Source organism: Romboutsia ilealis, from assembly GCF_900015215.1.
Lineage (GTDB): Bacteria > Bacillota > Clostridia > Peptostreptococcales > Peptostreptococcaceae > Romboutsia > Romboutsia ilealis.
Map to the genome: position 1 here is coordinate 1 of NZ_LN555524.1, position 6415 is coordinate 6415.

Genomic DNA, 6415 nt, shown 5'->3' on the forward strand with positions numbered 1-6415 from the left:
GATTACAATGTAGCTAAAATGAGATTACAATGTAGCTAATTTGACCTAACCATTGCAATTACTGAGGTCTGTTACAAATATTGATTTTTTCCTTCATTAATATAGTAGCTCATTAATTAAAAATAGGCATAAAAAAAGATAGGAGCATTAGCTCCCACCTCTAATTATTTGTAGCTCTATCTATTTTTAACCATTCCTCATAAGTACAAAGCTCATACTCATAACCTTTTACAGTTAATATTTTCTCTGTATTAGTTGCTTTGTCTATTTTCCTAATTGGAGTATCTATCTCATACATTTTAATAAATCCTAATTTCCTCAAACTATTCAGCATAGTTTTAACCTTATTTCTATTTAAGCTCTTAGCATATCCTATTTGCTCTAACATATAATCATAAGTCATTTGTTTTCTTATATATTTATAGCTATATGTACCATCCTCAGCCATTACACTCTCTGTAAGGTTATAATGCATTAGAGCATATAATTTAATCATATTACTATTAGTAGATGTTACCAACTCATCTAACATATCACTTTTTATAGTTATAAAATATTTGTAATCTGTAGCATATTTGATTTTATAGAATATTTCTCCATCTTCATTATTACAAATTTCTACTATTCCTAATTTAACATTTAATAAAGTTTTTATCCTTCTCTTAAATGTACTCTCTGATATTTTAAGCTCTTTAGCTATCTTAGGAACATTCTCCTCATCATCTAAAGCCCATAATTTATTTTTATAGATAAATCTCTCTCCATACATATTATTTGCTTTACCTCCATAATTTGAATTTAATAATACTGCTCCTAAGAACTGATAATCTAAATCAGACATCATTATATCTTTATGAGTTGGAATTGGAACATCCCAAACCTCTTTTGTAACTATTCCCTTTTTAGGAGTATTCTCCTCTTTCCATTGTCTATCTAAATCTAAATTAGCCTCTTTTTGTGCTTTAGCCTCTGCTCTTATTATCTCTTTTTCTCTCTCTGTATCTATATCATCCATAGGTAGTCCAAATATATCTAAATTGTTATTATTAGTCATAAAAAAAATCTCCTCCATAAATTTATCTAATGTTTATTTATAGAGTTGATACATTTCCTCAGATGTGATATAATCTACTTATCTGTAAATATGTAGATGTTGAGGGAAGGAATTGCTCAACTCTATTAAATGAGGACACTAACTGCCAATTAGTGTCTTTTTTGATATGCTATGTGTTCATTATAGCATATAATAGTTTTTGTGTACATATCTATTTTAGAATATTTTACTAATATCTATATTTCTATAAAACCTAATAAAATCTATGTTAGGCTCTTTAAATGCCATCTTAGGGACATTATCTGCTACATAGTCCTCTGTATCTGCAGTTTCTACATCATCTAATATATTATAGCATATATCCTCTACTAATCTATCTAATATCTCCATTATATCCCATACCTCTACATACTTAAATATAGGATTAGCTATTATAGTATGCTCCAACTCCCTACTCATAGGTAGGGCATAGGTAAACTCTCTATTTTGGATTAGAGCCACTCTTAGAGAGGACATATCATAATGTAAATAATAAACATTACCCTTAGCTTCTTTGTCTATTATATTGTCATATAACCTCTTAAAATCTTTATGATTATCAAATGTCTTTTGTAGCTTATCTCTCCTAACTCTAAAATTAGTCTGAGCCTTTAGTTGCAAAGGTATATTAACATCTGTAACATCTAAAGGAATTGCTAATATATCTATCCCATAATCTTTATCTAATGCTCTACTACTAATAACTCCATCATTAATATTTAACTGCTCTAATACATCATATCTATCTGATATTAGGAGCATCTGAGTTATTAGATACTCCATTATAAATCCATTGTAAGTCCTAAGAGCCATATACACATTTAAAAAGTCCTTAGCTAATGATTTACATATGTTACATTTAGATACTATCTTATCTACTAACATATCTATATCATCCTTTATAACCCCATTCAGAGCCTCTACATAAGCCTCAAAAGTCTTTGTATCTAAGCCATTAAATATATCCATATATAATAAGCCTTTAGACCTCTCATAGTAGCCTATTATGTTATTTATATCATCCTTATGCTCTGAGTTTATTCCACTCCATTCTAATAACATCTTTTTACTGCTATATGCTCCATATTTGTTATTAGGGCATCTCATATCCCTTAATATAACTAATACATCTATAGGTATATCTATAGAGCCTCTCTGCTCTAAGGCTCTCTCTATACTCTCTAATGTTATATCATCTAATCCTAATGCCTTTAATTTATTTCTATCCCCTATATTTACTGATAATTTAGCCATATTCAAATAAACCTCCAAAGTAATTATTTACATTAAAAAAGACCCACTATGCTATTTTGCATATTGTAGGTCTATTGATTTATCATTTAAGTTATGATCTGAGTGTAGTCTATACATCTTAGATGCTCTATCTATAGTCATATACACACCCTTAGTATGCATAACACTGTATAATCCATTCTTATAATCAGCCTCTAACTCTCTCATCTGCTTATCTATTGCTATCATTGTAGATAATGCTTTGTCATACTCCTTCATTAGAGCCTCCATATTAGAGCTAAACTCTGCTACATATTCAGAGCCTACTTCTCTATAGATACCTTTACATATATCCTCTTTGTATGACTGCTTATTATTTATTAGCTTTAATCTCTCCCTCTCTGCATCTACTATCAGATTAGGAAGCTCCTTTAGTCTTTGTTGGTTAGCCATATACTCATCCATATCTGTATCTAATGTAATCTTATTAGCAGTAACAGTTAAATGCTCTAACTCTGCCTTTAAATCTGCTATTTGCTTATCTACTGCTCCAACTACTTTATCATCATAACTATCTAATTGAGTATATAATTGCTCCTCCATCTCTATTCCTTTATTTAATACCTCATATTGTAATTTAGCCATATCTAAAACCTCCACATTAATTTATATTTATATTTTTTATTTACATTAACTCTGCTAATATCTCATCTACAGTCTTAGCCTTCTCAACTTTAACATTAACATCATTAGCTTTTTTATATTTTAATATTTGAGTAGCACATTGTATTTTCTCATAGTTTGAGCCATTGTATAATAACTCCTCTAACTCTGTAAGAGCCACAACATAAAGATTATCTAAGATTATATCCTCAGACTTCTTCTTAGCCTCTCTAAACTCCTCATCATTATTAATCCATCTATAGATAGTGCATCTACCTACTCCTATCTCCTCTGCTATAGATGTAATACTGTTACCTTTGATTAGTAACTCTAAAGCCTTAGCTTTTTTCTCATTCATATACATACCTCCTTATGTTATATACTTCCTATATTGTAAATAACTCCTCTGATACCCTTTGATAGTATCTCTCCCTATCTGTGGGAGATAGCTTTTTTATATGTTCTAATCTCTCATACCTTTTATAACACTTCTTTACAGTATGCTCCTCTATGTGAGCCTCCCATAGTCCTAATGACTTAGCCATTGATATATCAGAGGCTAATAACTGTAACTGATCCTTTGTTAGCTTTAATCTATTACCTACAGTAGCATCCATTAAAGTAGATGTTAAAATCATAGTAATAAAGCCACAGTCTACCATCATCTTATCTGTATCTGATAGATAGCTTAAATTAAGTTTCTTAGACATTTAAAACCTCCTTAATGACATTGTATATCTTAGTCTTATTCTCATCTCTCATAGGTAATCTACCTCCTAAGTAGCTGCATACATTACCTACATTAACCTCTGCTAAGTTACATATATATCTCATTGATAATCCCAACTCTTTAGCTATGTCTAAAGTAGTTTTTAAGTCATTCTCTATAATGGCTACTTTTAATTTAGCCTTTTTGTATTGTATATCTCCCATTTGCTCCTCCTCCTTTATTAGTAAATATTGTTAATTTAAAATAGAATGTTTTACCATTGATAAAAAAAAGAGATATAAAATTTATACCTCTTTACTTTGGAGATTTATTTGAACACTCTAAAATTAGAATGGAAAAAATAAATTACTCTAACTAACTTACAACATTAAAAAAAATAATAGTAATGGGATGATGCTTTAGAAGGAATAACATCACCAATCCTCTTACATAAGTATTAAATTAACAAAAAAGCAACTATTAAAATAAAATATTTTTATGACTTAACTCTTTATATCTATATAGGCTACATAGGAGATATTTTTAAACTAAGATTTTAAAAAAAATAGAAGGGTATCAAAAAATTATAAAAATACAGTCTGTAGCCTTATCTCAGAGCATCACCCACCCCATCACCCCATAGGGTAGGGTCTGCCATTTAAAGACTTTAGAATTTAGATAAACATATAAATCTATGTCATATAACATAAATCTTAATTATTATAAAAATTTATAAAAATTTGAGCCATTTAAAGCCATTCTAAGAGCCTCAGATGATGCTACTAATGTATTACATCCTTTGATATATCAATGGTTACATAGATTATTGTTTTAGAATGTAGAATGTAAGTAACAGTAATACATATATATCTATATAATATCTGTTACTTTAGTAGTTACATATGGAACACTAATTACTATTACATAATCATATAAACAAATAATTATATATTGTTATCATTACATACATATATGTATATAGACCCATAGGAGGCTCTGAGAGGATAGCTTATATCCCACTTAATGTATTGCTCCCTTAAAATATGGGGGACTTTAAAAAGGAGATATAGGGGGGATATAAAAAATGTCCATAATACTACTGTATTACAGACATAGGGGAGGGCATTAAAAAATCTACATTATAGGACTATTTATGGACACTTTTTAGACACTTTTTTTCTATACCCCTTTACAGACACAAAAAAAGAGAGCTGCTCTATTCTGCATCTCCTTTATTCTCCTCTAACATCTTTATATATTTGTATACTGTAGTTCTGCTCTTAATCTCTGACATTCTACCTAACTCTGTAACATTAAGTTCTCCATTCTTATATCTAACATAGTTTTTCTTAAATAATGGAGGTATGCTATCTAATGTAGTCTTTGCTCTCCCTAATACCTTACCTTTAGCTTTAGCAGTAGCTAATCCACTCTTTATCCTACTAACAGTAATCTCTCTCTCCATCTCAGAGAATACTCCCATCATATTAACCATTCCCATAACCATAGGGTCTACATCTCCCTTAGTAAAATCTAATGTAAATGCTCCTAATATGACTTTAACCTTTTTATCCTTTAGGATGTCTAATATACTTAATAAATCTCTCATACTTCTACTTATTCTACTCAACTCTGTAACAATAAGAGTATCTCCCTCAGAGATAGCCTCTAACATCCTATTTAACTCTATTCTATCTCTCTTAGTCCCACTCTCATACTCTGTATATATTAATTTAGGCTCTGCTCCTAATTCCATTACATCCTTTATTTGTCTATCTACAGACTGCTTAGTATCATCTGTAGAACATCTACAATATCCATATACTGCCATAATTCTATCCTCCTATATGTATATCTCATTTAACTTATATCTTATTCTAACATAAATTTTTAAATGTGTCCACAAAAACATTAAATTTACTTTGAACACTTTATCTATAATAAGAATGGCTATTTTACTATCTTTTAGGGTCTGCATTTATGTTTTGATTTAGTGTACACAAAATCAATTGATAGAATGGACACTTTAAACATTAATTACATTAGACCTCCCCCTTATGTATCAGAGTGTATCCATTATAGCCTTTTTCTGTATTTTAGCTATATTATAACCTTCTCAGAGCCACTCTAAGCCTCTCAAAAACATTAAAGGATATATAGGTATACTCATAGAATTACATATACATAAAAATATAGGATTAGAGGAGGATGGGATTAAATGAATACTAAGACCCCTAATAATAAAGTTAAATTACAGTTATCTATAGAGGAGAAAACAAAAAAGACTGCTAAGTTTATAGCATTAAAGAATGATACAAATATATCTGCTCTATTTGAGGAGTACATAAGAGCCATAGATAAAAACCCTCAGTTAATTAAACTGATTAGAGAGGCTACTAATAAATCTACAAAATAATGCCCCATTATTATAAGCCTTAAATAGACCCCCCCTTATTTGTTGCATTATATTTTATTCTTTTATTAGCCTCCTACTAAGTGTGGGAGGTTATTCTATTTATTATTAATCTTTGTAATTTTTATATTAAATTAATTAATTAAGTTTGTAATTACTAAGCAGAGCTTTAGCTCTGTTCTTATCTATATTATTTAATCTTATCTATATACTAAAGATTATCTATATATTTGTATTATCTATATATTATCTGTAGCTAAAATGAGATTACAATGTAGCTAAAATGAGATTACAATGTAGCTAA

Annotated in this window: 8 protein-coding genes; 1 reads left to right on the forward strand and 7 read right to left on the reverse strand. The window is 29.3% G+C overall.

Translation table 11 applies throughout. The annotated features are described in order from the left end of the window. Window positions 1-160 precede the first annotated feature (160 nt). The 7 genes from CRIB_RS12510 to CRIB_RS12540 all read right to left on the reverse strand — a co-directional run bounded on the left by CRIB_RS12510 (window position 161) and on the right by CRIB_RS12540 (window position 5529). Window positions 161-1054 carry a hypothetical protein gene (locus CRIB_RS12510; protein WP_180703734.1) on the reverse strand — a complete coding sequence of 298 codons (894 nt, stop codon included), beginning with the start codon at window positions 1052-1054 and terminating at the stop codon, window positions 161-163. Window positions 1055-1270: 216 nt separating this feature from the next. After that, window positions 1271-2347: a hypothetical protein gene (locus tag CRIB_RS12515; RefSeq protein WP_180703735.1), complete on the reverse strand. Its 1077-nt coding sequence runs from the start codon at window positions 2345-2347 to the stop codon at window positions 1271-1273. Window positions 2348-2398: 51 nt separating this feature from the next. Next, window positions 2399-2971, reverse strand: coding sequence for a hypothetical protein (locus tag CRIB_RS12520; RefSeq protein WP_180703736.1), 573 nt, complete (start codon window positions 2969-2971; stop codon window positions 2399-2401). A 40-nt stretch (window positions 2972-3011) separates the two neighbouring features. Then, window positions 3012-3347 carry a helix-turn-helix domain-containing protein gene (locus tag CRIB_RS12525; RefSeq protein WP_159440105.1) on the reverse strand — a complete coding sequence of 112 codons (336 nt, stop codon included), beginning with the start codon at window positions 3345-3347 and terminating at the stop codon, window positions 3012-3014. 28 nt (window positions 3348-3375) lie between these two features. Next, entirely contained in the window at window positions 3376-3699 is a 324-nt protein-coding gene (locus CRIB_RS12530; RefSeq protein ID WP_077705982.1) for a hypothetical protein, read from the reverse strand. Further along, complete coding sequence (locus CRIB_RS12535; protein ID WP_180703732.1) at window positions 3692-3922, reverse strand: hypothetical protein; 231 nt, start codon at window positions 3920-3922, stop codon at window positions 3692-3694. The genes CRIB_RS12530 and CRIB_RS12535 overlap by 8 nt, the downstream gene beginning before the upstream one ends. Window positions 3923-4914: 992 nt before the next feature. After that, entirely contained in the window at window positions 4915-5529 is a 615-nt protein-coding gene (locus tag CRIB_RS12540; RefSeq protein WP_180703733.1) for a recombinase family protein, read from the reverse strand. A 387-nt stretch (window positions 5530-5916) separates the two neighbouring features. Between CRIB_RS12540 and CRIB_RS12545 the strand changes: the two genes are divergently transcribed. Further along, window positions 5917-6114: a hypothetical protein gene (locus CRIB_RS12545; RefSeq protein ID WP_077705978.1), complete on the forward strand. Its 198-nt coding sequence runs from the start codon at window positions 5917-5919 to the stop codon at window positions 6112-6114. Window positions 6115-6415 lie beyond the last annotated feature (301 nt).

Excerpts from the sequence above, each read along its gene's own strand:
- CRIB_RS12510 (WP_180703734.1), bottom strand. The coding sequence starts at position 1,054 with ATGACTAATAATAACAATTTAGATATATTTGGACTACCTATGGATGAT.
- CRIB_RS12515 (WP_180703735.1), bottom strand. The coding sequence starts at position 2,347 with ATGGCTAAATTATCAGTAAATATAGGGGATAGAAATAAATTAAAGGCA.
- CRIB_RS12520 (WP_180703736.1), bottom strand. The coding sequence starts at position 2,971 with ATGGCTAAATTACAATATGAGGTATTAAATAAAGGAATAGAGATGGAG.
- CRIB_RS12525 (WP_159440105.1), bottom strand. The coding sequence starts at position 3,347 with ATGAATGAGAAAAAAGCTAAGGCTTTAGAGTTACTAATCAAAGGTAAC.
- CRIB_RS12530 (WP_077705982.1), bottom strand. The coding sequence starts at position 3,699 with ATGTCTAAGAAACTTAATTTAAGCTATCTATCAGATACAGATAAGATG.
- CRIB_RS12535 (WP_180703732.1), bottom strand. The coding sequence starts at position 3,922 with ATGGGAGATATACAATACAAAAAGGCTAAATTAAAAGTAGCCATTATA.
- CRIB_RS12540 (WP_180703733.1), bottom strand. The coding sequence starts at position 5,529 with ATGGCAGTATATGGATATTGTAGATGTTCTACAGATGATACTAAGCAG.
- CRIB_RS12545 (WP_077705978.1), top strand. The coding sequence starts at position 5,917 with ATGAATACTAAGACCCCTAATAATAAAGTTAAATTACAGTTATCTATA.